Raw genomic sequence first — 804 nt, forward strand, 5'->3', positions numbered from 1 at the left:
TCCCGTACCTCGTGATCGGCCGGGCCGCGCGCGGGGGCGGAGGGAGTGGTGGTGTTTTTCATGGGTATAGCATACAGCAATGGACAACCTGTGACTATTTGGTATTATAGTCACACCCCGGAAACTCGCGAAGACGCTCATGCTACCCAAACACCTCCTTGCCGCGGTCATTGCTGCCAGCCTCTCGGCGGGCTGCGCTGTCGGCCCCGACTATGTCCGGCCCGATGTCGCCATGCCGGACCATTTCCAGGGTCAGGCCGCGGTAGATCACCGGCAGGCGGCGGCGGGTGCAGACCTGGTCACGTGGTGGACGGGTTTCGGCGATCCGCAACTGACACGATTCGTTACGCTCGCGCTGGGGCAGAACCTGGACCTCGCGCAGGCCGCGGCGCGCGTCTCGCAGGCGCGCGCGGGGCTCGGGGCAGCGAATGCCGCGCTGCTGCCTTCCGGCAATGTCAGCGGCCAGGCGGCCCGGGTCTACCAGTCGGTTGAAACGCCGCTGGGACGTGTCCTGAATTCAACGCCCGGTTTCGATCGCTACGGCAACGACTACGAGGCCAATTTCAGCGCGAGCTGGGAACTGGATGTGTTTGGTGGCCTGCGTCGCGGGCGGGAAGCAGCACTTGCCGACTATCAGGCTTCAGAGGCCGGCGAGGTGGCCACGCGCCTGGCTGTGGCAGCACAGACTGCCGACATCTACATCACCATTCGTGGATTGCAGGCTCGCCTGCAGGTGGCCCGCAAGCAGTTGCAGACGCAGCAGGATCTGCTCTCGACCATCAAGCTTCTGTATGGGAAAGGCCT

1 protein-coding gene is annotated in these 804 nt (G+C 64.4%); it reads left to right on the top strand.

Going from position 1 to position 804, the window contains the following annotated elements:
• Nucleotides 1–139: 139 nt before the first annotated feature.
• A partial coding sequence (locus AC3WLT_RS37240; protein WP_492596537.1) for a TolC family protein occupies nucleotides 140–804 on the top strand: 665 nt, incomplete at its 3' end.

The organism is Paraburkholderia sp. FW306-2-2C-D06C (assembly GCF_058781505.1).